Origin of the sequence: Mesorhizobium sp. M0060 (assembly GCF_040323155.1) — a bacterium.
GTDB lineage: Bacteria > Pseudomonadota > Alphaproteobacteria > Rhizobiales > Rhizobiaceae > Mesorhizobium.
Genome location: NZ_JAMYUP010000160.1, coordinates 1 through 1,134, shown reverse-complemented (window position 1 = coordinate 1,134; position 1,134 = coordinate 1). Strand labels below are relative to the sequence as shown.

General features: G+C 64.2%; 1 protein-coding gene. It reads left to right on the top strand.

Annotation, left to right across the window (positions count from 1 at the left end):
• Positions 1 to 931, top strand: a 931-nt coding sequence (locus tag NKJ94_RS37370) for a serine hydrolase (protein WP_352532784.1), incomplete at its 5' end; no start/stop codon positions are given.
• Positions 932 to 1,134 lie beyond the last annotated feature (203 nt).

Genomic DNA, 1,134 nt, shown 5'->3' with positions numbered 1-1,134 from the left:
GCCGCTGGCCAAGAGCCTGCTGTTCGATCCGCTCGGCATGCGCTCGAGCAGCTATCGGCACGAGGACTTCATTGCCGCCGGCAACAACCGCGCCCTGCTGCATGCGCGCGTGGCGGACAATGTCTTCGAGCCGCTCTACGACCGCGATCCCGACCAGCAGGCGCCGGCGGGCGGCGTCTCCTCCAGCGCCCAGGATCTTGCCAAGTGGATGATCCTGCTGCTTGCCGACGGCACCTATAACGGCCAGCCCATCATCGACCCCAAGATCCTGCAGCCCGCCATCACACCGCAGAGCGTGACCTACCGCGGCGAGACGCCCGATACGCGGGTCAGCTCCTATGGTTATGGCTTCAATGTGGGGGTGAACGCCAATGGCCGCACCACCATGGGCCATTCCGGCGCCTTCCTGCTCGGCGCCGGCACCACCTTCCAGATCCTGCCCTCGGCCGATGTCGGCATCGTCGTGCTCACCAACGGCTCCCCCGTCGGCGCCGCCGAGGCGGTCGCCGCCAGCTTCATGGACATCGTGCAATATGGCCAAATCACTCGCGACTGGTATCCCTACATCAAGCCGCGGTTCATGGTCTACTACAAGCCGGTGGGCGACCTCGCCGGCAAGGACAAGCCGACGAACCCCGCCAAGGCGCGCAGTTCATCCTTCTACGCCGGCCAATATACGAGCCACTATTTCGACACCGCCACCGTGCTGGCCGATGGCGACAAGCTGGTGCTCGAACTCGGCCCCAAGCCCATGCAGTTCACGCTCGAACACTGGGACGGCGACACCTACGCCCTCGCCCCCCGCGGCGAGAACGCGCCGATCGGCTCGCTGTCATCGGTGAAGTTCGTCGGTTCCTCCGGCGGCATTCACGCGCGGGTGATGACGGTGGACTATCTGAATGAGAACGGGTTGGGGCATTTTCAGAGGTAGGGGGTGAAGGCGTTGGGTGCTCTATGCATCGCATGCCGTCGAAAAGCCGAACCGGCCATCTGCAAGAAGGTGCCTGAGATGGCGGATTTGTGACGGTTCGCTTCCGGGCGTAGAAATTAGGAAGCCGGCATTTGCTCGGGAGCTTCCGACAAGCTATGTCCGCGTTCGCCAGCCGCTGATCCGAAGCAGACCGACGGCTCCCG